The following is a 24,544-nucleotide window of genomic DNA, read 5'->3' as shown; positions in this document are numbered from 1 at the left end:
TGGCAGCAACTGCCCGAACCTGCTGGAGGTGTTTTCACGATGTTGATGCGCACTGACCCCTTCCGTGAGCTGGACCGGCTGGCGCAGCAGCTGATGGGCCCGGGCACGTGGTCCCGCCCCTCGCCGATGCCGATGGACGCCTACCGCGAGGGCGACGAGTACGTGGTGGCCTTCGACCTCCCGGGCGTCACCGCGGACGCGATCGACATCGACGTCGAGCGGAACATGCTCACCGTGAAGGCCGAGCGGCGGCCGGTGGCCAAGGCCGACGACGTGCAGATGGAGCTGTCCGAGCGGCCGCTGGGCGTCTTCTCCCGCCAGATCGTGCTCGCCGACACCCTCGACACCGAGCGCATCCAGGCCGACTACGACGCCGGCGTGCTCACTCTGCGTATTCCGATCGCCGAGCGCGCGAAGCCCCGCAAGATCTCCATCGGCGGCGGATCCGGCCGCAAGGAGATCTCCGGCTGAAACCGGCCGGACAGGTGCGGAGGGCGAGCACCCGATCTCCCCCTCACCTCGCTCTCCGCACCCCCGTCGTACGTCCGAAGAAGAAGGGTTGGCGGCCGAGATGACCCTGCGACGCGAAGCATTCCTCGACCAGGTGAAGGAACGCGGCGAGTACGACAGTGCGGAGGAAGCCGAGCGCGCGGCGCGCGTGGTGCTCGCCCTGCTCGGCGCCCATCTGGTCGGCGACGTGCGCGCCCAGCTCGCGGCGCGCCTGCCAGAGGCGTTCTCCCTGATCCTGCTCAACCCGCTGCAGAGCGCGGAGCCGCTGTCTCCGGAGCGGTTCGTGCGCGCGACCGCGGCGTGGATCGAGGGCGCGACCGAGCAGACCGCGGCCTGGGACGTCAGTGCCGTGCTGTCCACCGTCGCCGACTCCGCCGGCGAGGAACTGCTGGGGCGGATCCTGCTCCAGCTGCCCGTCGGCTACGACCTCCTCTTCGGCCGCCCCCAACACAGCTGACCGGGACGGGTGGTGCCGCACGCACGCCGGCGCCACCCTTCACCCTCCTGACTCCACGAAAGGCATGCACCGCAGTGATCTCCGACGTCCGCGTACCGCTCGATCACCAGCAGTCGTGCGGGAAGGCGTACGAGCAGATGCTGGAGAAGGTCCGCTACGAAGGCGCCTACCCCACGCGTGAACGCGCCGACGAAGCCGTCCGCCTCGTCCTGGCCGGGCTCGGGCGCCAGCTGACCGGTGACGAACGCGTCGACCTCGCCGCCTGCCTCCCCCTGGAGGCCGCCCGCGTCCTGACCGCACAGGTCCCCGACACCCAGCCGCTGACCGGCTGGGCCTTCGTCAAGGACCTCGCCGCCCGCACCGGCGCCTCCCTCGCCGTCACCCGCTGGGACACCGGCTCCGTCCTCTCGGCCGTCGCCGCCCACGCCGGCCCGGACCTCACCGCCCGCATCCTGGCCCAGCTCCCCACGGGTTACGCCCTGCTCTTCGGCCGCGCCGAACTCGCGCCCACCGCATAGACCGAGGTGCGCGCCGGTGCCGGGCGTGACGCAACGTACGCCCCTCGCCCGTGCACCTGCCCCGCGGATGATCACCCTTCCTCGCCGGAAGGGCGGCCTCATGCCTCCGACGGCGCGCCACTGCCCTGGCGCTGCCGTCGGCGGTGTTTGCGCATGGACACCTGAGAGCCGCATCCGGTACTGCAGTACAGCCCGGCACCGTTGCGGGTGCGGTCGAAGAAGCCGAAATGGCACGGAGGGTTCCGGCACGCCTTGATGCGGCCCCAGTCGCCGCTCTGGGCGAAGGTCGTCACCGCCGCCAGTACCGTCCCGAACACCCGCGGCACCCCCGCCTGCGGCGAGGTCAGTTCCACTCCGCCGGCCGTGACCGCCGTGGCCAGCGGGTAGAGCTCACCCACACGTCGCAGGTGCCTCTCGGCCCGCAGCAGCGGCTCGCCCAGACTTTCCTCATCGCCCGAGTGCGCGAGCAGCACGGTCACCAGGGCATCACGCAACTCGCGCGCGACCGCGGCGTCGGCATCGGTCACCACGGTTTCGCCACCGAACTCGTCGCGCTCCCTCAGCCATGCCGCGAACGCGTCCCCGTCCCCGAACAACTCACGGCGACCCGATCCGTCCGCACGCGTGTTCACGAACGCGAGAACGGCCTCCACCGTCGGCGGGACGGCACGAGGGCTGAGTGCAGGAGATCCGCCTGTCGCACTGCTCATACGTCCACCCTACATCAGCACTCAGGAGCTAATCGGACTAGAAGGCAACTCAGGCCACCAGATCAATTGACGTGTTGCGAGCTAACGCCTTACGGTCGCAACATGAACGAAGCATCCAACCAGCAGACCCGCCTCCGCACATGGCTGATCACCGGCGCGACGTCCGGCATCGGCCGCGAACTGACGCTCCAGGCACTGGAGAACGGCGACACCGTCGCGGCCCTCGCCCGCGACGTCTCCCCTCTGGACGACCTGGCGCAGGCGCACGGCGACCGCCTGCTTCGCGTCCAGGCGGACGTACGCGACGAGCAAGCCGTCCGGAACGCGGTGGAGGGCACACTCGCACGCTTCGGACGTATCGACGTCGTGGCCAACAACGCGGGATACGGCCTGTTCGGAGCCGTCGAGGAGGCCTCCGACACGCAGGTCCGCGCCGTGTTCGACACCAACGTCTTCGGAGTGCTCAACGTGCTCCGCGCCACGCTGCCGGTACTCCGCGCCCAGCGGTCCGGGCACATCCTCCAGGGCTCGTCGGTCTACGGGCAGTCCGCCCACCCCGGCGTCGGCCTGCTGGCCGCCACCAAGTACGCGGTCGAGGGACTGTCGGACGCGCTCGCGGCCGAGGTCGCACCCCTCGGCATCAGGGTCACCCTCATCCAGCCCGGAATGACCGCGACCCCCTTCCTCGCCAACCTCGACGTCGCAGCCGGCCTGGACGACTACGACCAGACCGTCCGCGAGGTCCAGAAGGGCATCGGAGAACTGCCGGCATCCGCGTTCTCCGCCGCGGCACGGATAGCCGCAGGCATCCGGACCGCCGTCGAAAGCCCCAACCCTCCGCTACGCCTGGCCCTTGGCACCTCCAGCTCGACGGGCATGCGCACGGCACTGGAGGCACGCATCGCGGACCTGGCCGACTGGCACCACGTCACGGAGGCCGTCGACAGGTAGAAGCCGGCCACGCATTCCCACCAGGACCATGGTCAGGGCGGTGGCGGTACAGCCCACCGCACCGCCCGGCCATGCCCCGAGGACCCGGGGGGCGAAGCCACGTCAGACGGCTTCGCCCCAGCCTCTTCTACTACCGCTTTCCGCTACTACCGCTGCTCCGCGCTCGCCTTCAGACTGAATCGGCCCGGCATCCCTCTCGGTGGTGAGGGGCGCCGAGGCAGCAGGTGGCCAGCGTCGATCATCTCGTCCGAGATCGCCCACGCCGTCGCGGGCGCCGACTCCTTCTCCGTCTACCCGAGTTCACCGAGACGGAGCGCATCCCTCATCTCGCTGAGCTTCGCGGTCGTGGCCGGGGTCCGCTCCTGCGCTTGTTCAGCGAGTAGGAGGGCGTCGTCAATCTCGCTGAGCTTCACGGAGGACAGGACGGCTGCCCGCTCGATGAGGTCGTCCCGGGACACAGTGGTCAGCCACGTGCACGGGGTGAAGCCCGGACGCGGGAACGCGAGCCGCAGCACGCCTTCGAACGGCAGTCCTTCACCAGCACCGACCGTCACTTCGATGCCCAGACCGCTGATGTCGACGCCCGCCGGAGCGACGACCTGCATCACCCGGATCCCGGACGTGTCGTCTCCCGACAGCAGTACGACCAACCTCCGCTCGTCGAACTGGACCCACCAGACTTCGCCACGTTGCACAAGTCCTCCAGACACATGACGGCAGACAGACGCTGCGCGACGCTGACGCTCTGCGGAGACGGGTACGGCCACCGTTGATCATCGGTGTGTGAAGACTGAAGATCATGTGAGGGCCGCAGGTCACAGCGTAGACCTTGCCCGCTGGCAGGAGGCGTTCGAGGGCCTGATGGCCCAGATCGCGGGCCGGTTCGTACGGGTCGGACCCCGACGTCGGGTGGCGGGTCGAGCGTCATCCGGCCCGCGTTTGACCCGGTCCACCGGCTCGGCTGGTCCGACTGGCGTCACCGCCTCCAGGCCCGATCCCAGACCAGCCACTACCGGCGGCAAGCCGCTCGGACGTGAAGATCACGGTTTGCGGCTGGGGTTTGAGACGTCGTCTCCATTGGTGAGGTGCCGTCGGATGACCGGTGCCGTTCCCAGGACGAGTGCGGCGAAGACGGTCAGTCGTTGAAGGCCAGGCTGAGCGGTGAGGCTGCTGTGCTGGATGCCGTAGACCGCGTACCAGTTGGCGGCGAGGTCGGTCGCCACGATGACGCAGGCGAGGTCGATTCCACGGCGTTTCCCCCTGATCAGGAGCATGGCGGCGAGGGCGTCGAACAACGCCAGCGACGACCAGTACAGGTTGAGCCACCCAGGTGCCCAGTCGTACGGATGCAGACCGTGGTTGAGGAGGTCGGCGACGTGCACGGAAGCGCCGACGAAGAGCAGGACGGCCGCGATGACGCCGGTCAGCATGACCACCTTGCGCGGGGTGTGGTGCATCCATCCGATCACGCTGTGGATCGTCCCACCCGCGGGTGCTGCCCGTCAGACCGCCAGCGGGGAAACGCCTCATGCCCACGACGGCAAAAAGGGGCGGCTGGATAGGCTGGTCTGTCATGCCTAGCCTCTGGCTGAAAGGTGCGCTATGAGTCAGTACTTCGACATCGGCGACGAGACACTCTGGAACCCGTCCAACGGCGCTTCTCGCATGTTCCAGCGCCAGGTAGCGGTTTTCGAAGCGGAGTTGGAACTCCCTTCGGGCATCGGGCCGATGGAGAACGACGAGTGCCAGATCAGCCTCGACACCTTCGAGACCTTCGTCAACGCCCTTCTGATGAAGCACCGAAGAACGAGCCACGCCATCTGGCTCGCTCTCTCCGAAGGCTTCACTGCAACAGTCCTGGTTCTTGCCGAGCGCGCCGGGATCAAGGTGGACTGGGCACGACACGGGACCGCCCCTGAAGGGCCGCTCGAAGACGTGCAGGTTTCCGCGGTCACCGGCATGTCCGCCCCTTCAGAGGGTGAAGCCTGGGCGGCGGGCCTGCGTGAGAAGGCACAGGAGCTGAGCCGGCGCATGCCCCGCTGATCGAACGATCAGCACCCACGGCGCCTCGATCGCCCACCCCGAAGGGGATCCACTCTCCGCGAGGAGCTGCGCCGAGAGCTGTGACGGTGGTCAGCAACTGCGCGGACGCGCTAGACGCGCCCGCGTCCCTCCCCTGCCTCGCCGCGCCGCCCATGCGGCCGTCGCTGCTCCTCGCGGCCCAATCCGGGAGACTGGCGCTTGGCGCGCATGCCGTCGGCGTCGGGTTCGGCGTCGTCGTGGCGGTCACGGATCGCGTCGTCGGCTTCCCGGCGTGCCGCGTCGTCGCCGCTCTCGCCCTTGGCCTGGGAGGGCGTGGTGCGCGGCGGTGCGTCCGCGGGCAGGGTCCGCCGGCGCTCGTGGTGGTTCATGGTCGTCCCTCTCCCTGTTCGTCCGGACGTCAAACGGGCTCTGAAGGCGGCTGCCCCGTCACCCCACCGGGAAACACCTGGCAAGACGGTGGCCATGCTTGCGATGACCGGCCGTGTCGGCACAGCGGCGCAGTGGACCGGGTGGTCGCGGTCGACTCCCCGCTCGTGCGCAGTCATCAGCACGCCGCCGGGGCCGGTCAAAGGGGGCCCGACCGGCTAACCGTACGGCCATGCCCTCGGCAGGGCCCATGGCGCACTGACCACCAAGGTCCACCTCGCAGCAGACGTCCAATGTTCGCCCGCCCGCCTTCGTCATCACACGGGCGCCCCGCGCCTGGCCGTGGGATGGCCATCCCCGTCAAAACGCCGTTTCTACAGAAGGTGTGCGCCTTGTCGCACGGACTGGTCGGGGCGGACGGGTGGCCGGCCCTGTCCGATGCGGGACACGCAGACCTTCTCAAGTGCCAGTTCGAACGGCGGCGAGTCCCCGTACGGTTCGGCAACCGCGGCTCCAGCGCCGCCCACTGGTCGCCCGCGGGATCGTCCGGCGGATCATGGGCCGGGCGAGGGCCGGACCAGGGCGAGGGCCGGCCAGCGGGCTAATCGTTTGACCGCCCCCGGCAGGCAGTGCTGGAGTCGGCATGTGGACAGCATCCCCGCCAACCGGCGGTTCTGGAACCAGATCAGCAGCGCCTACCAGCAGGAGCACGATCCCCAGATCGGAGCCGCACCCCGGCTGTGGGGCATGTATTCCATCCCCGACGCGCACCTGCACGCCCTGGGCGACGTCACCGGCAAGCGCGTCCTCGAACTCGGCTGCGGCGCCGGTCAGTGGTCCAGGGCGCTCGCCGCCGAGGGCGCCATCGTGGTCGGGTTCGACCTGTCCGAAGCCCAACTGGTCTCAGCGGCCCGCTCGATGGGAACGGCCCGTTACCCGCTCGTGCAAGGCGCCGCCGAGCAACTCCCTTTCGCCGCCGACAGCTTCGACCTGGTGTTCTGTGACTTCGGTGGGCTCAGCTGGGCGCCCCCGCGCCTGGCCGTCCCGCAGGCCGCCCGTGTCTTGCGCCCGGGCGGGCGCCTGGTGTTCAACGTCGCCAGCCCCTGGTTCGAAGCCTGTTACGACGAAGCCGCCGACCGCGTGACGACGACGCTGCAGCAGGACTACTTCGGGCTGAACACCATCGCCGAAGACGACGGCGCGACCAGCTATCAGCTCACCTACGGCGACTGGGTCAGGGTCCTGCGCGGCGCGGGGCTCATCATCGACGACCTCATCGAGCCGCGGCCCGAACGCGGAACACCCAACGGCTACAACGAAACCGACCCACCCGACTGGGCACACCGCTGGCCTGCGGAACTGCTCTGGGTGACCCACAAACCGGGCGCTCCCATCTAGTCGTGTCCGGGGTCCTGCGGAGTCGTGGGGTGGCTCGGCGGGCTCCTGTGTCCGGTGGTGGTGCGCAGCAGGAGCAGGGCGGTGTCGTCCGTGTGCCGGCCGGTGGGCCAGGCGCGGCGGATGAGCTGGTCGATGAGGCGGTCGACGTCCTCGTCGCAGTGGCGGGCGAGGTGCTCGGCGAGGCGGGCGGCGGTCTGGTCGGGGTCTGTGCCTGGCACCTCCACGAGTCCGTCGGTGTAGAACGCCAGAGTGCTTTCCGGCGGGAGGGCGAGGTCGGTCACGGGGTAGTCCGTCCCCGTGTCGATGCCGAGCAGCGGGGCGGGGTCGAGCCCGACGACCAGGCCCTCCTGTCCCGACCGGTGCAGGAGGGGCGGTGGATGGCCGGCGCTGGCCAGGGTGGCCCGCTCGTGAGCGAGGTCGATCCGGGCGTACAGGCAGGAGACGAGGAGGTCGGTGCCCAGACCCATCAGGACGCGGTTGGTGTGGGCCAGGACCTGGTCCGGCGGGGCGCCGGCGGTGGCGCGGATGGCGGTGCGCACCTGGCCCATCAAAGCGGCTGCGGCAACGTTGTGGCCTTGGACGTCACCGATCACGGCGGCGACCGTGGTGCCGCCCAGGCGGATGACGTCGTAGAAGTCGCCGCCGATGTCCATGCCGCGGCTGGCGGGCAGGTAGCGGGCGGCCAGCGTGAGGCCGGGTACGGCCGGGAGGCTGTGCGGCAGGAGCGTTTCCTGGAGGCCCAGGGCGACGTCGTGAGCGGTGTCGTAGAGCCGGGCGCGGTCCAGCGCCTGGGCGATCAGGCCGGCGAGGGACGTGAGGACGGCGCGCTCGTCGGCGGTGAACGCGTGCGGCCGGTCGTAGGAGAGGATGCAGCACCCTACGGGCCGACCGGAGATCAGCAGCGGCAGGAAGGCCCAGGCGCGTTTGCCGCTGATCAGTGGCGCATGGGGGAACTCGCGCGCCATCTCCTCGACGCTGCCGAAGAACGACGGGACACCGGTGGCCAGCACGTGCCCGGCGGGGGTGATGTGGGTGTCCATGGGCAGGCCGTCGAGGCGTTCGATGGTGTGCGGGTCGTAACCGTGCCAGCCGGTGATCTTCAGCCGGCCGGCCTCGGCCGCGGAGAGGACCAGTCCGTCCGCGCCGAAGGCGGGCAGGACCTGCCCGGCGACCAGTTCGACGACGTCGCTGACGGCCACGGTCTCGGTCAGGGCGGACGCCAGATGCAGGAGCTGGTAGAGGCGACCGCTGTGAGCGGTCGGGGACGGGGCGGACGCGGAGCGGTCAGATGCAGGGTCGGCAGACGCAGGGCGGTCGGACGCGGGGTCGGCAGACGCAGGGCCGGCAGGCGCATGGTGGCCGGACGCGGGGGCGACAGGCGCAGGGTGGTCGGACGCGCGGCGGGCGTCGGCGGGGACGTGACCGGAGGCATCGGGGCCGTTGACGGGGCCGCTACCGGCGCCGGACCCGGATACGGCTCCGGGCCCCGAGCCGGGGTGGCCTGGGCCTGGCACGGATCGGGGCCCAGGGCCAGGTACGGAGGTGATGCGGGCGCTGATGCCGCTGGCGTCCGGATAGAGCTGGAAGCGGAGCCGGCGGTCCGGAGGGTGCGGGGTGGTGAACTCGACGTACTCCCGGCTGATGACGGCGGTGCGGTAGTGGTCCTCGACAGCGGGCTGGTCCAGCCAGGGCAGGGACTGCCAGGGCCGGGTCCCCAGCAGCCGGTCCGCGGTCCGGCCCAGCAGGGCGGCCGCCGTGCCGTTCAGGAACGTGATCCTGCCCTCCAGGTCCAGGGCCAGCGTGCCCTCAGGCAGTCGCTCGGCGTAGTCCGCGGCCGCCTGCGAGGTCCGGCCCGCGTACGGGTGGGGCGACTGCTCGACGAGCGGCACCCGATGGGGCTGCTCGGGCGCCTGGGGCGGGTTCGGGGACAGGTCGAGGGCGTGTGCGATGCCCCGCGCCTCCGCGACGATGTGGCCCTGCTCGCGGCGCGTGGCCCGTTCCGGGTGGGCGGCCGGCCACAGCAGGACCAGGCCGCCCCAGCAGCGGGAGCGTCCGGGCAGCGGCGTGGCCGCGAGGGCGAAGCGGTACGGCAGGCTCGCGGCTACTCGCGGGTACGCGCGGGCCATGTCCTCCTGGGAGCCGACCCATACCAGGCGGTTCTCCCGTACGGCCTCGGTGACCGGTGCGGTGGTCGTGAGCGGAACCCGGTGCCAGGGCCAGGCCACCTCCTCCGGAAGCCCGCACAGCACCGCCAGCCGCAGGGTGTCAGTGGCCTCGTCCAGGAGGTAGATGGCTCCCGCGGAGGCGCCGGTGTGCCGCACGGTGTCGGCCAGCGCGGGACCGAGCAGCCCGCTCTCGCCGGGCTGCTCGCCTGGGCCGGATGCCTCAGCGCGCATATCAGGACCATACGCCGACGAGCCCGACCGATCGCGCTGGTCGAGGGGGCATCCGCTCCGCCGCCGGGCCGGCGCATCGATCCGGGCGGCTCGTCGCCTCGAAGCGGAGGTCGGGTGGCGAAGGCCCTCCCCCCCACACACCTCCGCTTCCTTCCGTCGCGCCGCCCGAGCTACGAGGGAGCGGAAGCGGCTGTCGGCGGCGGGGCGCACCTAGGTGGTCAGACCGCCGCGGGAGCGTCCGAGGGCATGGTCGGTCGACTGGTCGGCCGGATCCGATTTCGCCGGCCCGGCGGCGCGTGCCCTGGTGGACGTTGCGGAGCCGGTGGATCCGGTCATCCGGTCCCGCGCGCCGGCCCCCGGCTCGTAAACCGTTATCAGGGCTGACAGCAGGCCGGATATCGTCCCCGACGCAAGTCATCCAGCTACGCACGATCCCGATCGGAGTCTCTTGTACGACGACCAGATGGCCGCTGCCACCGTCGGTCTGCTTCTCTTTGCCGTCGAGGTCCTCACGCCCGTGGTGGGAGCCGTCGTAGCCGCCCTGGCGATCCGCCGACGAGGGCGTCATGCTCGCCTCGCCATGGCGGGCTGCCTGGTCATGCTGCCCGGGCCGATCGTGTCCACAATCGGATTGGCCGTGGGCCTGGCACCACTCATGCAGGCCGTCGGGACCTACATGGCCGCCCACGTGCTCACCGCGATGACGCTGCCCTTCCATTTGGTCGGCTTCGGACTCATCCTCGCCGGGGCGATCTCCGCCCCGACGCAGCCCTCCGGGTCGGCCCCGCAATCTCCCCCTGCTCCGGCAGTCGAAGCCAGGCCGAACTGACGGACACCCGACCCGCGCCTTCCGCACCTTCCGTACCCTGCCGCTCCGGACCGGGAGGGGCGCGCTGTCGCTGATCGGAGCGCGGCCACGCGGTACACGAGCATGCCAACGCACACCCTCAGGTCACTTCGCGGCAGAGCCGGGCCGTCTGCGCGCCCAGGCGTTCGGCGAGCCGCTCGACGATCGACTCCTTCGAGCGACCGGTGAAGCGGTCGGCCACCTCGTCGGGCCGGAAGCGGTCAGCCCATCGGCGGGTGCGGTGATCACTTCTGATCCGTCGTCAGCGGTGAGAGCGGCCGCTCGAAGAAGGTCTCGAGCACGACCGTCGCCTGCGTTCCGCTGACGCCCTCGATGGCGTAGATCCGCCGCAGTACGTCTTGCAGTTGCTCGGTGGTCGCGGTCCTGACCTTCACCAGTACCGAAGCGCTTCCGGCGATGACGTGCGCCTCCAGGATCTCGGGCAGTGCGGCGAAGTCCTGCGCCGAATCGCCCATCCAGGACGTCGAGTCGACCATCACGTACGCCAGAACGGCGCTGCCGACGGCGGCTGGGTCCACCTCGGCCGTCGTGCGCCGGATGACGCCGCGCTCCCGCAGCTTCCGCACCCGCTCGTGGGCGGCGCCGGCGGACAGGCCGACGGCCTGACCGAGCGCGGCGTAGGACTGGGTGGCGTCCTGCTGGAGCTGCGCCAGCAGTGCGCGATCGATGTGATCCACAACTCTCCGTTCGGAATCAACTAGCCATAGCAGTATGGCATCTTGCAGCATGCGACTTAGGCCGATTCTCATTCGGCACGTGACAGGTTTCGCGAGAGGTGGATCCGATGAGCGGCGAGCGCCGGGGTCTGTACGAGATGCTTGACGACCGGTTCCGGACCGGCAGGTGCATGAACGGGGACGAGGCGCTGGAGGTCCTGTACACCGGCTGCCGCTGGGCGGAAGGGCCCGTGTATCTGCCCGCCTGGCGCCAGGTGATCTGGAGCGACATTCCCAACGACCGGATGCTGCGGTGGGACGAGGAGACCGGCTCGGTGAGCATCTTCCGCCGATCCGCCGGGCACACCAACGGCAACACCCTTGACCGTGAAGGCCGGTTGATCACCTGCGAGCAGGGCAACCGCCGGGTGACCCGTACCGAACACGACGGCACCCTCACCGTGCTGGCCGACCGCTGGCAGGGCAAGCGCCTTAACAGCCCGAACGACGCGGCCGTGAAGTCCGACGGCTCGATCTGGTTCTCGGACCCCGACTTCGGCATCACCAGTGACTACGAGGGATACCGCGCGCAGAGCGAGATCGGAGCCAACAACGTCTACCGGATCGACCCGGCCACGGGCGAAGTGCGGCTGGTCGCGGACTGCTTCGGCGCACCGAACGGGTTGGTCTTCTCCGCCGACGAGCGGCAGCTGTTCGTCTCCGACACGCGGGCGGGCTTCATCCGGGTCTTCGACGTACGCGACGACGGCACCTTGTCCGACGGCAAGGTCTTCGCCGAGGCCGGCGCCCGCGAGAGGGCCCGCTTCGACAACCTCCGCTTCGACGACGGCGGCCGGCTCTGGGTCGCCGCCATGGACGACGGGGTGCACTGTTACGACCCCGACGGCACCCTGATCGGCCGCCTCGACGTCCCTGAGGCGGTCGCCAACATCTCCTGGGGCGGCGCCAAGCGCAACCGCCTCTTCATCGCCGCCGAGACCAGTCTGTACTCGGTGGTCATGGGAGTGACCGGCACGCACCCGACGGGACCGGGACGACGACCCTGGCTGTAGACGGCACCTCGGCCACCTCGGCGAGCCGCTCGGAGCGACGGCGCCTCATCCCGCACCGCCGCGAGGGCATCCAGGAGGCATGCGCACGGCATCGGCTGCCCTCACCACCCACCCGGCCCTGGCCCGGCCCCGGGGAAGGGGAATGGGTCGGGGTCGGCGCCGGCGGTGATGGCCCTCGGCGGGGGCCAGCCGCGGACGATGAAGACGTGCTGGGCCCCGGTCACGTGCAGCAGGCGCGCGACCGGGCGGCTCAGTGCGGTCAGTATGAGGGTCTTTCCGGCCTTGCGTGCCAGCCGGTTCAGGCCCTCCAGGACGTGCAGGCCCTGACTGTCGAAGAAGGTGACGGCGGACAGGTCGACGTCGAGACCGCGGCTGCTGGATTCGAGTGCCGCGGCGAGGTCACGGCGCAGGCCGGCCGCGTTGTCCATGTCGATCTCGCCGCTCAGATGGGCCACCACCCGCAGCGGCCCGGGTTCGACGACCACGGCGACGACGGACGGCCGCAGGGCGCCGTTGATGTGCGCCGCCCCAGCGGGGAGCGGGCGGCCGAAGTCAGGGGTCATGGCCTTACTCCCTTCAGACCCCGAAGCGCGGGGAAGAAGGCCTGGTCGGGCACTCGCGCGGTGAGCTCGGGTCCCTCGAAGATCAGCCGTGCGGGTCGCGTCCACTGTGATCACCATCCGGATGCTCGGCCGCCCCGGCAGGTGGGGCGAGGTCGACCAGCAGGTGCAGTAGGTCCGTGATCTCGTGATGACCCTCGGCCGGATGGCGGAAGAGGGTCCCCGGCGTGACCTCGTAGTGGTTACGGCGACCGTGGCGCACCCGGGTGAGGTATCCCGCGCTGTCCAGGTCCGTGACGATCGCCTGGGCCGCCCGCTCCGTGATCCGGCAGCTCTCCGCCAGGTCACGCAGCCGGATCTCCGAGTCACGCAGGATCATGGCGAGGATCCGGGCGTGGTTCGTGACGAACGTCCAGCTACTCCGAGACACCGTCGACTCCATGTCCGAAATTATATGATTTGAGATACTTGTTCCGCCAGACCGGAATTCGGAATCCGGAATTGGAAGCGGGGCTTCCGAGTCGCGGCTCTCGGAGCGTGGCACGATGGCGGCATGCTGATCCGAAAGGCGGATGCCGCGTAGGCGTCCCAAGGGGCTGCGCGCGGAGCGTTGGCGGCCCAGACGAGGTATCCCGGTTCGCCGTATCCGCGGAGTCTCCGCGGCGACTCGCGTAGCGATCCGAAGGCTGGAAGAAGAGCGTCTGTGGCCAGGTGCCGTGGCCGCCGCCCTGGCCGAATGCCGGTGGTACCTGGGGCAACCGGGGCGCGTTCTGCCGGATCCGGTGATGGCCTGCGAGTGCTGCGATCCTCTGGTGGCGCGAGACCGCCTGGAGGACGTGCTGTTGTGGCTCCCCGGTGGCGCTCGGACCGACCTCGGCAGGCTCGTTGCCAGGCTGGACGCCGAGTTCGACCGCAGGGCCGTCTCTCTCGGTTCGCACCTCCGGCTGGCCACGCCGTTCAGCGCGTACGGATATTGGCGTCGGCGATTCATGGAGATCTGAGGGAAGCGGCTCCTCGCCGCTCGACGCGCGCCGCTTCGGGCGGCGCACTCCGAGAGGCCGACCTCTCCCCTCCAGCACCGTCAGGCGCACTGCCCGCTAGTCACACCTGCCCGCTAGGCCGTGTATCGAAAGTGGATCTTGGGCTGTGGATGATCACGGTTCATGGGTCGGGGAGATCTCACGGACGAGCAGTGGGCGGTGCTGGAGCCGCTACTGCCGAAGGGGACGAAGGCGAGGCGGCCGCCCGTCTGGCCTCGGCGGCGGTTGATCGACGGCATACGGCTCCGGGTCCGTACCAGTGTTCCGTGGCGGGACGTGCCCGTCGAGTACGGGCCGTGGGGCCGGGTATATGACCTGTTCCGCCGGTGGCAGCGGAACGGAACCTGGCACCGGATCCTCACCCGGCTGCAACCCAGGCCGATGCCAAGGGTGCGATCGTGTGGGACCTGAGCGTCGACTCCACTGTGTGCCGCGCCCATCAGCATGCGGCCGGGGCCCGCAAGCAGGGTGACCTGCAAAAGGAGCCGCCGGGTGGCGTGTTCACCGAGCCCGGAGATCACGGGCTCGGACGTTCACGCGGCGGGTTCACCACCAAGTTGCACCTAGCCGTTGAGCAGGGGTAAAAGCCCGTGTCGATTGTGATCACGGCCGGTCAGTGCGGGGACTCGCCTCAGTTCGAGCCCGTGCTGGAGAAGGTCCGCGTGCCCCGCATCGGTCGGGGTCGGCCACGCGTCCGCCCCGATCGCGTGCGGGCGGACAAAGCGTATGCCTCCCGCAAGAACCGTGCCTACCTGCGTCGCCGGGGGATCCGCTGCACCATCCCCGACAAGGCTGACCAGGCACGCAACCGGCACAAGCTCGGCTCCCGTGGCGGCCGGCCTCCGCGTTTCGACCCGGTCGACTACCGCGAGCGCCATGCGGTCGAGTGCGGGATCAACCGGCTCAACAGACACCGGGCGGTCGCCACCCGATTCGACAAGCTCGCCGTTCGCTTCGAAACCACCGTCCTTGTCCCCGCGATCGGAGAATGGCTGTGACGGACGGAGCTGCCGGTACTGCCTGCTCGCGTCCGCCATACCCTCGCGGCGATCACAGCCAGCCGGCCCAGCCGAAAGTCAAGAGGTAAGCGCGCTTGACTGCGGCCCACCCGCGGCGATCGCCACCGGCAACCGCGATAAGGGCGGCGGCGAACCAGAATGCAACCGCTCCACCAACGATCAGAGCCCACGCGGTGCCGCCAATGGCAGCGAACAAGACCACGATGAAGACCGTTATGACGAACCCGGCATGGGCACCACCGATGCTCACGCGGAACATCTCGCGCACGACGCGACGGTCCTCTGCGAGAACCCTCTCGTAAGCGTTCAGCTCTTGCCCCGGACCGTCCTGCTTCCCCTTATCCCGCTCCACAAGCCCCCCTCAACACACCCTGGCCAAGCCGAGTCCGGCAATCCCATGGACGCTCCAGCCCGCCACAACGTTGCCTCTCAGCAACTTTCGACACAGGGTCTAGTAGCACCTGCCTCCCGGTTGCCCCGCGCGCCAGTCGCACATTCCTGCCTTGAGGTCACCGCGGTCGCGTCCGAAGTCGATCTGCCGAGCAGCAGGCGCGACTCCCATAGCATGTGCACATCATGATCAATATCCGGCACAGTCTCGACGAAAGCAACTGATGCACCTCAAGCGCATGCGCACCGGCCTCGCCGCCCTCACCGCGGTCACTGCTCTCTCCGCGCTCACCGCCTGCCAGGACAGCTCCCCCGACCGTACGACCGCAGCGGACTCACCGACGTCCATGACCGACAAGGGTGCTGACGCCTCCTCACTGGAGGAGGCGCAGAACTACGTCCGGCGGTACGCCTCATGCGAAAAGATGGGCACCGACCCGAACGACCATCGACTGCCGCTCGTCGATCTCACGACCGTCGGCAAGTGGTCGGTGACCGAACGAGGAGTGTGCAGCGACCGCGTCGAGCGCGGCGAGATCGTCTTCTACATGGCCTCCGACATGAAGGCCTTCCAGGAGGGGTACAAGCAGCGCGTCATGGCGAAGATCGCCGCCGGCGACGCCACTTACGGCCTCTTCAGCCGTGTGTTCGTCGGCAAGAACTTCGCGGTCACGCCTACGGAGACCAAGACCGCGCTTAAGCTGTCCCGCTCGGAGCTGCGCATCCTCACTTGCAACCCGACGGCGACGGTTCCCGAGGGGTACAAGCGGGAGAAGGCACTCGTCGACGGCTGCGTGCTGAGCGACTTCGTCGCGAGCGCGAAGGGCGACGGCAGCCCGAACTTCGAGACGCCGCAGGATCCGGCCGCGGGCGGCTCCGCGTCCGAGAAGCCGGGTCAGCCGGCCGACGGCAGTCTCGGTCTGCCGAAGGCGGGCAGCCTGGCCGAGCTGAAGGCCATGCTGCACCCGAACTACGTCGACTGCACGCAGTACTCGACCGACCCGGCCTCGCTCGCGGTCGAGTCGATCGACTACCAGCCCGTCGTCACCGGCGACCACCACGCCTGGGGCGTCGAGGAACGGGCGATCTGCGGCAATCCCGGCGGTGCCCAGCGCGCCCATGATCTCAACTGGCTGAATGTGGTTAGCGATATGACGGTCCTTCAGTTGCGCGCCAAGGCGGCCCAGCAGGAGGACCTCAAGGACGACGGTCGCGTCCGGGCCACCGCGAGCAAGCTGCTCGTGGGCCAGAACATCGCGGTGGAGACGAACGACCAGTCCGTCCGCCACGGCCTGTACCAGCTCCAGTTCCTCTACCTGAACTGCGAGCCTGGCTTCTCCGCACCGGCCGGCTACCGCGTGGAGAAGGCCGCCGTCGCCGGCTGCGTCCTGACCAATTACGAGCCGGGCGCCAACTGACGAGCGGCGCGTCGCCGGTCCCTGCGACGGGGTGGTTCAGATGCCGTGCTGGACGACCCCTCGCGTGGAGAAGGTGACGGGATCACCGCCGGTGAAGTCGCCCGGCGGGATCCCGGGGTGGTGTCCTTCGGTGGTGACGGCGGGTTCCGCGCTGGGGCCGAGGGCGAGGCGGGAGACGATGCGGTAGCGGTCGCCGCGGTAGAGGGAGTGGACGTACTCCACCGGGCGGTCGCGGACGTCCGTGGTGAGGCGTTCGAAGAGCAGCGCCGGGGAGAACTCCGGGACGTCGAGCAGGTCCGCTTCGGCCCGGGTGACCACGGTCGGCTCGATGGACTGCACCGCTTCGCTGACCTGGATGCCGTGCAGGTCACGGAGGTGCTCGTACAGGTCGCCCTCCTCCAGTTCCTCACTGGTCAGGTCGGGTACCAGGTCGGCCCTGATGTGCAGGTGCTCGATGGCCATGGGCGCGCCGTCGACCAGCCGGAGGCGGGCGACGTAGCGGATCTCCGCCGCCGGCGAGATCCGCAGCCTGCGCCCCACGCGCGCGCCCGCGGGCAGCGTGCGAAGCTCCAGCAGTCTGCTGGTCCACACACCGCCCGCCTGCGGGAGGCTGAAGGCGTTGCGGTCCGAGACCAGTTCCTGGGTGATCTTCTCCGCGGCCACGAACATGCCGCGGCCGTGCTCGCGGACCAGCAGTCCCGCCACGACGAGTTCGTCGACCGCGGCGCGCAGGGTCGGGCGGGAGACCCCGAGTTCCGCGCACAGGACGCGCTCGGAAGGAATGGCGTCACCGGGGCGCCGCGCCTCGATGAGTTCGAGGATCGCCTCCCGGACCCGTTCGCGCTTGAGCATCGCCCCGGAGGCGGCGGTGTCGATCTCCAATGGGAGCCCTCGTTCGTCTGGGGACAGTCACTGGTCATCTTCAGTGGTTCGCTGGTCAGGTCAGTCTAAGCGGTGAGACGCGCGGCCATCCAGCCCCTTGATCGCGACCCTTCGCCAAATCCCCGTCATTCCGGCGGGGTTGACGGCGCCAGTGGTCCATGCCACCTTCATCCCCGCACCAACTGGTAAGCCCTCTACGACCAACTGGTCAAGCCGAGATGTCGTGCGCTGCTCCGTCTCCCGTCCCCCGTCTCCCGCCTCCCGTCCCCTCGCTCCTTCTCCAGGCTCCTCAGAGGTGAAGCACCGTTCCCTGGCCTTATCGGCCCCGACCAACCCTCGAACGCTGACGGTTGGCCGCTGACCGCGCCCGCCCGCCGCAGAACCGTCGCCCCCGCCCCATCGACGCCGAACCGTAGAGCCGCACAACAGCCGACCGCGCCCGCAGCCCGCCGACCGCCGGAGACACATCCCGTGGACATGCCACGCCCCGAGCTCTCCCTGGTACCCCGCCCCCGCACCATGCTCCGGCGTCCCGGACACTTCCGCGTCGACGCCACCACCCGCCTCCGTGTGACGCCGGGCGCCGAGACCGCCGCGCGCCTGCTGCGCGACTATCTGACGCCGCCCACCGGGCTGCGCCTGGAGCACTCCGACGAAGGGGCGTTCGTCCTGGCCGTCGACCCCACGCTCAGCGGCCTGGGCGACGAGGGGTACGGGCTGACCGTCGGTCCGTACGGGGTGCCCACAAGCTCAACGTCCTCCAGCTCCACCTCACCGACGACCACGGCTGACGCATGCCGGTGGCCGCCTGTCCCCCGGCTCACCGAAATCGGCGGCCACCGCGCCGAGTCGATGGTCGGACCGGCGGGATGCGACCGCTTCGACGGGCGTCCGCGCGGCGGTTCGCATGGACGTCTTTCCCTCCCCGTACGTCCACATCGGCCACCTACCTCGACTACCCCGCACACCGCGAGAGTCACCGAAAGGAACAAGGATGAGCACTCGCCCCACCGGCCGCCGATCCCGCGCTGTCCTCGCCCTGACCGCGCTGACGGGAAGCGCCGCCCTGGCCACCCTGCCCGTCACGACCGCCTCCGCGAGCGCCGACGGAGTCGCCGTGCAGTACCGCACCAGCGCCTCGGGAGCCACGGCGGACCAGAGCGAGCCCTGGTTCAAGGTACGGAACACCGGCTCCTCCACGATCCAGCTCAGCCAGGTCAAGGTCCGCTACTACTTCAAGGCCGACTCCCCCACCGCCACCTACCGCTTCGCCTGCTCCTGGGCCGTCCGCGGCTGTGCGGCGATCACCGGCACCTTCGGGACGCCGGCCCATCCCACCGCCACCGCCGACCGCTATCTGGAGGTCGGCTTCACGCCGGCCGCCGGCTCGCTGGCGCCTGGTGCCGACACCGGCGACATGCAGCTGCGCTTCTACGAGTCGAACTGGCAGACACTCCGGCAGAGTGACGACTACTCCTTCGGGGCCACCCAGACCGCGTACGCCGACTGGTCCAAGGTCACCGCCCAGGTCGCCAGCACCACCGTGTGGGGCACCGCCCCCGAAGGCAACGACCCGACCGACCCCACGGATCCGACCGACCCCACCGACCCGACCGACCCGCCCGGCGGCGGCCAGACGCTCTTCGACGACTTCACCTACTCCTCTCACACCGACCCGGCCCTATCGGCGCACGGCTGGAGCGTCCGCTCGAACTCCGGCGGACCCGGTGTGCCCGGAGCCACATGGGACCCGTCCAAGGTCACCTTCGTCAGCCAGTCCGGGAACACGGTGATGAACCTGGAGACCTCCACCGCCGGCACCGGCGAGTCCACCCGGCACACCGAAGTCCTCACGAAAGCCGTGAAGTTCAGGAACGGTACCTACGCCGCCCGCGTCAGGTTCTCCGACGCCCCCAGGTCCGGCCCCGACGGCGACCGTCTCGTGCAGACCTTCTTCACCATCAACGACCTCAAGGCGCCGATGGCGGACGACTACGCCGAGTACGACTTCGAGTACCTGCCCAACGGAGGCTGGGGCGAGCCGGCCGACATCCTCTACACGACCTCGTGGGAGACCTACAACCCCGACCCCTGGCAGGCGGTCAACCAGCACAGCGAGAGCCGGCAGAGCTTCGCCGGCTGGCACGACCTGGTCGTGACCATCGACAACAGCGCGATCAGGTACTACGTCGACGGTCAGCTCTTCGGTACCCATGACGCCGCGTACCTGCCGGAGCGGCCGATGTCGATCAACTTCAACCAGTGGCTCATCGACCTCAACGGCCAGACGTCGACCACGCCGCGCGCGTACGACCAGCAGGTCGACTACGTCCTGCACGTCAAGGACCAGGTCCTCACCCCGGCCCAGGTGGCCGCGAAGATCGCCGCCTACCGGGGCGCGGGCACGACGTTCGTCGACGAGGTCCCGTCAAGCTGATCGTGACGTGAACGGACGCGCGGCAGCCCGCCCCCGGCCCCGCCCTCCTCGGAAGCGGGGCCGGGGATAGCCCCGTGCCGGGACGGCCTTTCGGCCGGGTGACGACGGGCTGGTCCCGCGCCGGAGCGCCGGACCGGCCCCTGGCTTCCGCCCAGGAAGTACGCGGTGACGGCATGGCGCTCTCGCCCGGACATGACCCGAGAGGGCCGGATGAGGTACGAAGTGCTGCGTGAATGATCAGTCCATCGGTGCGGCCACCAGCGCGACCATCCGCGTCTTCATCGCCCTCGCCCCGCCCGACCACGCGAAGGACGAGCTGGCGCGGCAGCTCCGCCCCGCCGTCGACACGTACCCCGACCTGCGCTGGAACCGTATCGAGGACTGGCACATCACCCTGGCGTTCCTCGGCGAGCTGCCGGTCACGGCGGTGCCACCGCTGCGCGCCGCGCTGGCGCGCCTCGCCGCGGGCCGCGGGCCGCTGGAGCTGGCTCTGCGGGGGGCCGGTCACTTCGACGAGCGGGTGGTGTGGAGCGGCGTCGAGGGCGACCTGGAAGGACTGCACCTGCTGACGTCCGACGTACGGGCCGTGGTCAAGGACTGCGGCATCCCGTACGTGGACCGGCCGCTGCGTCCGCATCTGACCCTGGCCAGGGCTCGGCGGGGCGACGCGACGTCCGTCACACGGCTTGCCGCGGACCTGGCGGGATTCTCCGGCCGCGGGTGGCCGACGGAGCGGCTGCACCTGGTCGGCAGCAACTTCGGGCGCGGTCCGGGACCGATCCGCTACCAGGACATCGAGTCCTGGCCGTTCGAAGGGCGCTGAGTCCGCTCCGGCGGCCGGCCGGACGCACCAGCACTGGTGCCGCGCCAGAGGTGAGTCGTGTCTCATCCGGACGGGCTTGCTATGCAACAAGGTGCATAGCAAGATCGGGGGCATGGCGCTCGACCACGCGATCCTCGTGTCCCTGCTCGAGAAGCCCGGATCCGGATATGAGCTGGCCCGGCGCTTCGAGCGGTCCATCGGGTATTTCTGGACCGCCACCCACCAGCAGATCTACCGCGTGCTCAAGCGCATGGAGGCCGACGGCTGGGTCGACGTCCGCGACGTGCCGCAGTTCGGACGGCCGGACAAGAAGGAGTACTCCGTCGCCGCCGCCGGACGGGACGCGCTCTCCGCGTGGCTGGGCGCGCCGATCGAGCCCGAGAGCGTACGGCACGATCTCGCCGTGAAGATCCGGGGCGCCGCCTTCGACGACCCCGCCTCCCTCATCGATGAGGTCGAACGGCACCGGCAGGCACACCAGGACCGCCTCGCCCACTACCTCGCGGGCGAGGCACGCGACTTCGGAGCACCGCCGGTCGCGGACGACGGCCCTCCCGACGCCGAACGCGAGCTCCAGCACGTCGTGCTGCGCGGTGGCATCGCGTACGAGCGGATGATGATCGACTGGCTCGACGACGTCCTCTCCACCCTCGCCCGGTTCGGACCGGGCCCTGAGCCCGGGCACGAGTCCGGGCACGAGGTCGGGGACGAGCTCGGAGACGGATCCGAGGTCGGCACGGAGCCCACGGCCCCAAGCACTGAGCCTGCGGCCCCAAATACCGAGCCTGCGACCCCAAGCGCCAAGCACGAGCACTGACCACGAGCGCCCCCAAGGCCGAACCCAGCCGCCGGAGCGAGGGCCCTGGCCCCGGACCCCGAACCCGGGCGCCGGCCGTGGCGGCCCGGACCGAGGCCGCCGGGCTCGGGCGACGCACCCAGGCGCCCAACCCGGGCGCCGAACCCGGGCAATGCACGGCTGGAACCGAACCCCCGGGGCGCCGAACCCACCTCCAGCATCACCACCCTCATCCCGATCCGGAAAGGCGGACGTCATGGCCGACCCGCTGCTGTTCAACCCGCACACCTACGACCCGGCGCACTTCGACCCGGAGACGCGCCGGCTCCTGCGCGCCACCGTCGACTGGTTCGAAGCGCGCGGCAAGCGCCGGATCATCGAGGACTACCGGACCCGGGCCTGGCTCGGCGACTTCCTCGCCTTCGCCGCCGAGGAAGGCCTCTTCGCGACCTTCCTCACGCCCGCCTCCGCCGCCGGGGAGTCGGAGGGTGACAAGCGCTGGGACACCGCCCGCATCGCCGCCCTCAACGAGATCCTCGGCTTCTACGGCCTCGACTACTGGTACGCCTGGCAGGTCACCATCCTCGGGCTCGGGCCGGTCTGGCAGAGCGACAACGCGGCCGCCCGCGCCCGCGCCGCCGAACTCCTCTCCCAGGGAGAGGTGTTCGCCTTCGGGCTCTCCGAGAAGTCGCACGGTGCCGACATCTACTCCACCGACATGCTCCTGGAACCGGACGGCACCGGCGGCTTCCGCGCCACCGGCTCCAAGTACTACATCGGCAACGGCAACGCGGCCGGCCTCGTCTCCGTCTTCGGCCGCCGCACCGACGTCGAAGGCCCCGACGGCTACGTCTTCTTCGCCGCCGACAGCCGCCACCCGGCCTACCACCTCGTCAAGAACGTCGTCGACTCCTCGAAGTTCGTCAGCGAGTTCCACCTCGAGGACTACCCCGTCGCCGCCGAGGACGTGCTGCACACCGGTCGCGCCGCCTTCGACGCCGCCCTCAACACCGTCAACGTCGGCAAGTTCAACCTCTGCACCGCCTCGATCGGCATCTGCGAGCACGCGATGTACGAGGCCGTCACCCATGCGCAGAACCGCATCCTGTACGGCCGGCCGGTCACCGCCTTCCCGCACGTGCGGCGGGAGCTGACCGACGCGTACGTCCGGCTCGTCGGCATGAAGGCGTTCAGCGACCGCGCCGTCGACTACTTCCGGACCGCGGGGCCCGACGACCGCCGCTACCTCCTCTTCAACCCGATGACGAAGATGAAGGTGACGACGGAGGGCGAGAAGGTCATCGACCTGATGTGGGACGTCATCGCCGCCAAGGGCTTCGAGAAGGACAACTACTTCGCCCAGGCGGCCGTGGAGATCCGCGGACTGCCCAAGCTCGAGGGCACGGTCCACGTCAACCTCGCCCTGATCCTCAAGTTCATGCGCAACCACCTGCTCGACCCGGTCGCGTACGAGCCCGTCCCCACCCGTCTCGACGCGGCCGACGACGACTTCCTCTTCCGGCAGGGCCCGGCCCGCGGCCTCGGCTCCGTCCGCTTCCACGACTGGCGGCCGGCCTTCGACGCGTACGCGCACCTGGCGAACGTGAGCCGCTTCCGCGAACAGGCCGACGCGCTCTGCGAGTTCGTGCTCAAGGCCGCTCCGGACGAGGAGCAGAGCCGCGACCTGGACCTGCTCCTCGCCGTCGGCCAGCTCTTCGCGCTCGTCGTCCACGGTCAGCTGGTCCTGGAGCAGGCCGCGCTCACCGGCCTCGACGAGGACGTGCTCGACGAGCTCTTCGCCGTCCTCGTACGGGACTTCTCGGCGTACGCCGTCGAGCTGCACGGCAAGGACTCCGCGACCGAGCAGCAGCAGCTCTGGGCGCTCGGCGCCGTCCGACGGCCCGTGGTCGACGAGGCGCGCTCGGCGCGCGTGTGGCAGCGGGTCGAAGCCCTTTCGGGGACGTACGAGATGGCTCCCTGAGCCACCCCAGGCCCGGCGCCCCGCTGCGGCACGCTGAGCTGCGGGGCGCTGAGCTGCGGGCTCGTCGCTGAGGGCCGGCGGCACGGCGGGGATGGGCGTCGCGGCCGGACCGGGCGTCGCGGCCGGACCGGGCGCCTCGGCCGGACCGGGCGCCTCGGCCGGACCGGGCGCCTCGGCGGGCTCGACGTCGCAGGCCGGCGCCAGGGCGGGGCTCGGCGTCGCCGCGGGCTCGGCGCCGACCGGGCGGGTGCCTGAGCAGCCGTCGTATGGTCCTGACATGCAGCGCAGCGATGTCAGGCGGGACGACGGCACATGGGTCGGGCTGTCCCTGGACGTACGGGGCCGGCCCCGGCCCGGGCTGTGCGTGTTCAGTGCCGGATCGCGACTGCTGATCTCCCAGCAGTCGCGGCCCGTGCTGCTCGCCGTCGTCGACGAGCAGCTCGACGGCGTGGATTTCTGGCGCACGGAGGAGTACCGCTCCTTCGTCCCGCCGTTGCGCGCCGATGTGGCGCGCGCCCTGGCCGGCAGCCGTCAGCGGTGGGCGCATCGCTTCGCGCAGTACCTGGCCGACTCGCCGGAGAGCCCGTTGCACGAGGGCCGATGGCTGCTCTCGTGCGAGAGCCCGCTCCAGCACTGGCGCCACGCCGGCGAATCTCATGCCGAGTACTGGGGCTCGATGCTGGTCGACGGCCATCCCGAGGGCTACCTCGACTGGTTCTTCCATGCCACTTCGTGGGAGGTCCTGCCGCTGCGGCCCATGCCAGGCGCCCAGGACAGCCGGGTCAAGGCGTACCGCAAGCAGGCCCGTGAAGGGACGCTCCCACCCGTTCTCCTGTGGTGGGTGAGCGGCCTGGACTGTCATCTGATTCTGGACGGTCACGCGCGGCTCGCCGCGGCGGTCGCCGAATCCGTCGAGCCCCCGTTGCTGCAGTTGCACCGCACGGTGCCGCGCGACGTCCTGGCCGAGCGGACCGACGAGGCCGTGGCCTCCTACGAAGGCGAACTGGCGCGCTTCGCGCGGCTCCGGGCCGTCCACGGCCCCACCGTGCCGGACGGCGCCGACACCGCCGGCCCCCAGCTCGCCCGCCTGCTCCACGACCTGAACACCGTGGCGCAGCCGACCTGGGCCTGGCCCCTGCCCGGCGGGGAGGACCAGTGGCGTCGTACCGCTCGCGAGGTGACGGCCGACCGGGAATGGCCCCCCTCCTGAGCGTCCTCCGTGCGCGCACGGTCGTGCCGGCTGGGCGGCGTG

General features: G+C 70.2%; 24 protein-coding genes and 3 pseudogenes. 17 read left to right on the top strand and 10 right to left on the bottom strand.

Annotated elements, in window-relative coordinates; genetic code table 11:
* The first annotated feature begins 39 nt into the window (after positions 1 to 39).
* The 3 genes from ACFVGS_RS16995 (at position 40) to ACFVGS_RS16985 (ending at position 1,485) form a co-directional block, all read left to right on the top strand.
* The gene (locus tag ACFVGS_RS16995) at positions 40 to 471 is read left to right on the top strand and encodes an Hsp20/alpha crystallin family protein (protein WP_384406573.1); all 432 of its coding nucleotides are present in this window, start codon (positions 40 to 42) and stop codon (positions 469 to 471) included.
* 100 nt (positions 472 to 571) lie between these two features.
* Positions 572 to 967 (top strand): DUF2267 domain-containing protein, encoded by a 396-nt coding sequence (locus tag ACFVGS_RS16990; protein WP_384406575.1) that lies wholly within the window; start codon positions 572 to 574, stop codon positions 965 to 967.
* Between the two features lie 74 nt (positions 968 to 1,041).
* On the top strand, positions 1,042 to 1,485 hold the full coding sequence (locus ACFVGS_RS16985) for a DUF2267 domain-containing protein (RefSeq protein WP_384406577.1): 444 nt from the start codon (positions 1,042 to 1,044) through the stop codon (positions 1,483 to 1,485).
* A gap of 98 nt (positions 1,486 to 1,583) precedes the next feature.
* Here the strand turns inward: ACFVGS_RS16985 and ACFVGS_RS16980 are convergent, their stop codons facing one another.
* Positions 1,584 to 2,195: a CGNR zinc finger domain-containing protein gene (locus tag ACFVGS_RS16980; RefSeq protein WP_384406579.1), complete on the bottom strand. Its 612-nt coding sequence runs from the start codon at positions 2,193 to 2,195 to the stop codon at positions 1,584 to 1,586.
* A gap of 102 nt (positions 2,196 to 2,297) precedes the next feature.
* On the opposite strand from ACFVGS_RS16980, the gene ACFVGS_RS16975 reads away from it, so the two are divergent.
* Positions 2,298 to 3,146, top strand: a complete 849-nt coding sequence (locus ACFVGS_RS16975) for an SDR family NAD(P)-dependent oxidoreductase (RefSeq protein ID WP_385692875.1) — start codon at positions 2,298 to 2,300, stop codon at positions 3,144 to 3,146.
* Between the two features lie 290 nt (positions 3,147 to 3,436).
* On the opposite strand, the gene ACFVGS_RS16970 is transcribed toward ACFVGS_RS16975, so the two are convergent.
* Positions 3,437 to 3,841, bottom strand: coding sequence for a type II toxin-antitoxin system PemK/MazF family toxin (locus ACFVGS_RS16970; protein ID WP_385692874.1), 405 nt, complete (start codon positions 3,839 to 3,841; stop codon positions 3,437 to 3,439).
* A gap of 345 nt (positions 3,842 to 4,186) precedes the next feature.
* Positions 4,187 to 4,615: a hypothetical protein gene (locus ACFVGS_RS16965; protein WP_385692873.1), complete on the bottom strand. Its 429-nt coding sequence runs from the start codon at positions 4,613 to 4,615 to the stop codon at positions 4,187 to 4,189.
* Positions 4,616 to 4,748: 133 nt separating this feature from the next.
* Here ACFVGS_RS16965 and ACFVGS_RS16960 point away from each other — a divergent pair, with 133 nt between their 5' ends.
* Complete coding sequence (locus tag ACFVGS_RS16960) at positions 4,749 to 5,189, top strand: DUF6086 family protein (protein ID WP_385692872.1); 441 nt, start codon at positions 4,749 to 4,751, stop codon at positions 5,187 to 5,189.
* Between the two features lie 110 nt (positions 5,190 to 5,299).
* On the opposite strand, the gene ACFVGS_RS16955 is transcribed toward ACFVGS_RS16960, so the two are convergent.
* Entirely contained in the window at positions 5,300 to 5,557 is a 258-nt protein-coding gene (locus tag ACFVGS_RS16955; RefSeq protein WP_384407298.1) for a hypothetical protein, read from the bottom strand.
* 643 nt (positions 5,558 to 6,200) lie between these two features.
* On the opposite strand from ACFVGS_RS16955, the gene ACFVGS_RS16950 reads away from it, so the two are divergent.
* Positions 6,201 to 6,953: a class I SAM-dependent methyltransferase gene (locus tag ACFVGS_RS16950; protein WP_384406589.1), complete on the top strand. Its 753-nt coding sequence runs from the start codon at positions 6,201 to 6,203 to the stop codon at positions 6,951 to 6,953.
* On the opposite strand, the gene ACFVGS_RS16945 is transcribed toward ACFVGS_RS16950, so the two are convergent.
* Complete coding sequence (locus ACFVGS_RS16945) at positions 6,950 to 9,349, bottom strand: SpoIIE family protein phosphatase (protein WP_385692871.1); 2,400 nt, start codon at positions 9,347 to 9,349, stop codon at positions 6,950 to 6,952. The genes ACFVGS_RS16950 and ACFVGS_RS16945 overlap by 4 nt on opposite strands.
* 463 nt (positions 9,350 to 9,812) lie before the next feature.
* Between ACFVGS_RS16945 and ACFVGS_RS16940 the strand changes: the two genes are divergently transcribed.
* Entirely contained in the window at positions 9,813 to 10,178 is a 366-nt protein-coding gene (locus tag ACFVGS_RS16940) for a hypothetical protein (RefSeq protein WP_385692870.1), read from the top strand.
* A 263-nt stretch (positions 10,179 to 10,441) separates the two neighbouring features.
* On the opposite strand, the gene ACFVGS_RS16935 is transcribed toward ACFVGS_RS16940, so the two are convergent.
* Positions 10,442 to 10,894 (bottom strand): Lrp/AsnC family transcriptional regulator, encoded by a 453-nt coding sequence (locus ACFVGS_RS16935; RefSeq protein ID WP_384406594.1) that lies wholly within the window; start codon positions 10,892 to 10,894, stop codon positions 10,442 to 10,444.
* Between the two features lie 107 nt (positions 10,895 to 11,001).
* Between ACFVGS_RS16935 and ACFVGS_RS16930 the strand changes: the two genes are divergently transcribed.
* Complete coding sequence (locus tag ACFVGS_RS16930; RefSeq protein WP_385692869.1) at positions 11,002 to 11,946, top strand: SMP-30/gluconolactonase/LRE family protein; 945 nt, start codon at positions 11,002 to 11,004, stop codon at positions 11,944 to 11,946.
* Between the two features lie 101 nt (positions 11,947 to 12,047).
* On the opposite strand, the gene ACFVGS_RS16925 is transcribed toward ACFVGS_RS16930, so the two are convergent.
* Together ACFVGS_RS16925 and ACFVGS_RS16920 are read right to left on the bottom strand one after the other, a co-directional pair.
* Positions 12,048 to 12,509: an STAS domain-containing protein gene (locus ACFVGS_RS16925; protein ID WP_385692868.1), complete on the bottom strand. Its 462-nt coding sequence runs from the start codon at positions 12,507 to 12,509 to the stop codon at positions 12,048 to 12,050.
* A gap of 82 nt (positions 12,510 to 12,591) precedes the next feature.
* Positions 12,592 to 12,948 carry a helix-turn-helix transcriptional regulator gene (locus ACFVGS_RS16920; RefSeq protein WP_384406600.1) on the bottom strand — a complete coding sequence of 119 codons (357 nt, stop codon included), beginning with the start codon at positions 12,946 to 12,948 and terminating at the stop codon, positions 12,592 to 12,594.
* Between the two features lie 274 nt (positions 12,949 to 13,222).
* On the opposite strand from ACFVGS_RS16920, the gene ACFVGS_RS16915 reads away from it, so the two are divergent.
* Both ACFVGS_RS16915 and ACFVGS_RS16910 read left to right on the top strand, forming a co-directional pair.
* The gene (locus ACFVGS_RS16915) at positions 13,223 to 13,507 is read left to right on the top strand and encodes a hypothetical protein (protein ID WP_385692867.1); all 285 of its coding nucleotides are present in this window, start codon (positions 13,223 to 13,225) and stop codon (positions 13,505 to 13,507) included.
* Positions 13,508 to 13,669: 162 nt separating this feature from the next.
* A pseudogene (locus tag ACFVGS_RS16910) lies at positions 13,670 to 14,544 on the top strand (IS5 family transposase).
* Between the two features lie 52 nt (positions 14,545 to 14,596).
* Here the strand turns inward: ACFVGS_RS16910 and ACFVGS_RS16905 are convergent.
* Positions 14,597 to 14,833, bottom strand: coding sequence for a hypothetical protein (locus tag ACFVGS_RS16905; protein ID WP_385692866.1), 237 nt, complete (start codon positions 14,831 to 14,833; stop codon positions 14,597 to 14,599).
* A gap of 346 nt (positions 14,834 to 15,179) precedes the next feature.
* Between ACFVGS_RS16905 and ACFVGS_RS16900 the strand changes: the two genes are divergently transcribed.
* The gene (locus tag ACFVGS_RS16900; protein WP_385692865.1) at positions 15,180 to 16,373 is read left to right on the top strand and encodes a hypothetical protein; all 1,194 of its coding nucleotides are present in this window, start codon (positions 15,180 to 15,182) and stop codon (positions 16,371 to 16,373) included.
* A 36-nt stretch (positions 16,374 to 16,409) separates the two neighbouring features.
* Here the strand turns inward: ACFVGS_RS16900 and ACFVGS_RS16895 are convergent, their stop codons facing one another.
* Complete coding sequence (locus ACFVGS_RS16895; protein ID WP_385692864.1) at positions 16,410 to 17,255, bottom strand: GntR family transcriptional regulator; 846 nt, start codon at positions 17,253 to 17,255, stop codon at positions 16,410 to 16,412.
* 477 nt (positions 17,256 to 17,732) lie between these two features.
* Here ACFVGS_RS16895 and ACFVGS_RS16890 point away from each other — a divergent pair.
* The 6 genes and pseudogenes from ACFVGS_RS16890 to ACFVGS_RS16865 form a co-directional block, all read left to right on the top strand.
* A pseudogene (locus ACFVGS_RS16890) lies at positions 17,733 to 18,179 on the top strand (glycoside hydrolase family 20 zincin-like fold domain-containing protein); the annotation flags it as partial.
* A 70-nt stretch (positions 18,180 to 18,249) separates the two neighbouring features.
* The gene (locus ACFVGS_RS16885) at positions 18,250 to 19,692 is read left to right on the top strand and encodes a cellulose binding domain-containing protein (protein WP_385692863.1); all 1,443 of its coding nucleotides are present in this window, start codon (positions 18,250 to 18,252) and stop codon (positions 19,690 to 19,692) included.
* 229 nt (positions 19,693 to 19,921) lie between these two features.
* Positions 19,922 to 20,515 (top strand): RNA 2',3'-cyclic phosphodiesterase, encoded by a 594-nt coding sequence (gene thpR / locus ACFVGS_RS16880; RefSeq protein ID WP_385692862.1) that lies wholly within the window; start codon positions 19,922 to 19,924, stop codon positions 20,513 to 20,515.
* Between the two features lie 112 nt (positions 20,516 to 20,627).
* Positions 20,628 to 21,185 (top strand): annotated as a pseudogene (locus tag ACFVGS_RS16875) (PadR family transcriptional regulator); the annotation flags it as partial.
* Positions 21,186 to 21,567: 382 nt separating this feature from the next.
* Positions 21,568 to 23,292 carry an acyl-CoA dehydrogenase family protein gene (locus tag ACFVGS_RS16870; RefSeq protein ID WP_385692861.1) on the top strand — a complete coding sequence of 575 codons (1,725 nt, stop codon included), beginning with the start codon at positions 21,568 to 21,570 and terminating at the stop codon, positions 23,290 to 23,292.
* Positions 23,293 to 23,569: 277 nt separating this feature from the next.
* A complete protein-coding gene (locus ACFVGS_RS16865; protein ID WP_385692860.1) occupies positions 23,570 to 24,502 on the top strand; it encodes a hypothetical protein in 933 nt (310 codons plus the stop codon).
* Positions 24,503 to 24,544 lie beyond the last annotated feature (42 nt).

This window comes from Streptomyces sp. NPDC127114, from assembly GCF_042677525.1.
Classification (GTDB): domain Bacteria; phylum Actinomycetota; class Actinomycetes; order Streptomycetales; family Streptomycetaceae; genus Streptomyces.
This window is presented reverse-complemented; position numbering and strand designations above follow the sequence as displayed.

What these genes read in the sequence shown, in the direction of transcription:
- ACFVGS_RS16995 (WP_384406573.1), top strand. Translation starts at nt 40, where the DNA reads ATGTTGATGCGCACTGACCCCTTCCGTGAGCTGGACCGGCTGGCGCAG.
- ACFVGS_RS16990 (WP_384406575.1), top strand. Translation starts at nt 572, where the DNA reads ATGACCCTGCGACGCGAAGCATTCCTCGACCAGGTGAAGGAACGCGGC.
- ACFVGS_RS16980 (WP_384406579.1), bottom strand. Translation starts at nt 2,195, where the DNA reads ATGAGCAGTGCGACAGGCGGATCTCCTGCACTCAGCCCTCGTGCCGTC.
- ACFVGS_RS16975 (WP_385692875.1), top strand. Translation starts at nt 2,298, where the DNA reads ATGAACGAAGCATCCAACCAGCAGACCCGCCTCCGCACATGGCTGATC.
- ACFVGS_RS16960 (WP_385692872.1), top strand. Translation starts at nt 4,749, where the DNA reads ATGAGTCAGTACTTCGACATCGGCGACGAGACACTCTGGAACCCGTCC.
- ACFVGS_RS16955 (WP_384407298.1), bottom strand. Translation starts at nt 5,557, where the DNA reads ATGAACCACCACGAGCGCCGGCGGACCCTGCCCGCGGACGCACCGCCG.
- ACFVGS_RS16945 (WP_385692871.1), bottom strand. Translation starts at nt 9,349, where the DNA reads ATGCGCGCTGAGGCATCCGGCCCAGGCGAGCAGCCCGGCGAGAGCGGG.
- ACFVGS_RS16940 (WP_385692870.1), top strand. Translation starts at nt 9,813, where the DNA reads ATGGCCGCTGCCACCGTCGGTCTGCTTCTCTTTGCCGTCGAGGTCCTC.
- ACFVGS_RS16930 (WP_385692869.1), top strand. Translation starts at nt 11,002, where the DNA reads ATGAGCGGCGAGCGCCGGGGTCTGTACGAGATGCTTGACGACCGGTTC.
- ACFVGS_RS16925 (WP_385692868.1), bottom strand. Translation starts at nt 12,509, where the DNA reads ATGACCCCTGACTTCGGCCGCCCGCTCCCCGCTGGGGCGGCGCACATC.
- ACFVGS_RS16920 (WP_384406600.1), bottom strand. Translation starts at nt 12,948, where the DNA reads ATGGAGTCGACGGTGTCTCGGAGTAGCTGGACGTTCGTCACGAACCAC.
- ACFVGS_RS16900 (WP_385692865.1), top strand. Translation starts at nt 15,180, where the DNA reads ATGCACCTCAAGCGCATGCGCACCGGCCTCGCCGCCCTCACCGCGGTC.
- ACFVGS_RS16885 (WP_385692863.1), top strand. Translation starts at nt 18,250, where the DNA reads ATGAGCACTCGCCCCACCGGCCGCCGATCCCGCGCTGTCCTCGCCCTG.
- ACFVGS_RS16870 (WP_385692861.1), top strand. Translation starts at nt 21,568, where the DNA reads ATGGCCGACCCGCTGCTGTTCAACCCGCACACCTACGACCCGGCGCAC.
- ACFVGS_RS16865 (WP_385692860.1), top strand. Translation starts at nt 23,570, where the DNA reads ATGCAGCGCAGCGATGTCAGGCGGGACGACGGCACATGGGTCGGGCTG.